The following is a 958-nucleotide window of genomic DNA, read 5'->3' as shown; positions in this document are numbered from 1 at the left end:
GGTTTTAGCCACTGCGATAGATGCTGCAACTGCCGCACCACCTGCTGGCCCTACCAATAAACCTTCATTGATGGCTAACAAACGACTAGTTTCTTTGGCCTTGGCCAAATCAATAGCCACAATACTGTCGTATAAAGTGGTATCCAAATTCAAAGGCAATAAACCTGGGTTGAATCCAGTAGCTACACTTGGCTTAGCCATTTCACCTGACAAGAATTTGCTATCCTTATCTTCTACCGCGTAGAGTTGGATATCCTTATTCTCTTGTCTAAGGGCTGTTCCAACGCCCGTCATCGTCCCACCAGTTGCGATAGTTGATACAAAGGCATCTGGCGCGCCGTTTAAGGCTTCGATGATTTCTGGTCCTGTTGTTTTTTCATGGACGGCAGCGTTGCCCTCATCATCGTAAACATCAATAAATAGGTGGTTGCCCGCTTCAGCGTAAGCCCGCGCTTGGGTCATCGCATCTACAACACCTTGTTTGCCGGGTATTAGTTGCACTTGAGCCCCGTATGCACGCAAGATTGTCAAGTCATGGTGAGTGGCTGTATCTGGAACAAAGGCCTTTGTATCATAACCCTTGCTCGCTCCTAGTAAGGCGAAAGAGGCAGCAACTTCGGCTGTGGTTGCGACCACAATTTGTTGGCCCGCTTGTAAGCGACCCTCATTTTCCGCTACTTCAATCATGTTTAAGGCAACTCGGTCGTAAATTGATCCGGTTGGGTTAGCTGTTTCGAGTTTGACGTATACCTGGGCGGCTTTATATGGGACTGTTCGTTGCAATTTCAGTAATGGTGTTTCTCCGATTAATTGACTCATATAATTTGTAACTTCCATGTTCTAGCTCAAACCTTTCTCTATTAAATGATTGCATAACCTTGTTGATTGTGCCTATTATAGCAAACCTTGTCCTTAAGCTTGGTCTTCAATGCCTTTTAAATCTTCAGCTGTGAATTGG

The 958-nt window shown here is 45.4% G+C and carries 1 protein-coding gene; it reads right to left on the bottom strand.

The genetic code is table 11. The features are described 5' to 3' along the window. On the bottom strand, positions 1-837 hold an 837-nt coding region (locus tag ACRCJ0_RS15715; RefSeq protein ID WP_431391121.1), incomplete at its 3' end, for a PLP-dependent cysteine synthase family protein. Between the last annotated feature and the right edge of the window lie 121 nt (positions 838-958).

This window comes from Aerococcus sp. L_32, assembly GCF_050689315.1.
Note: the sequence above shows the minus strand (reverse complement) of the source record. Positions and strands in the feature narration are given on the sequence as shown.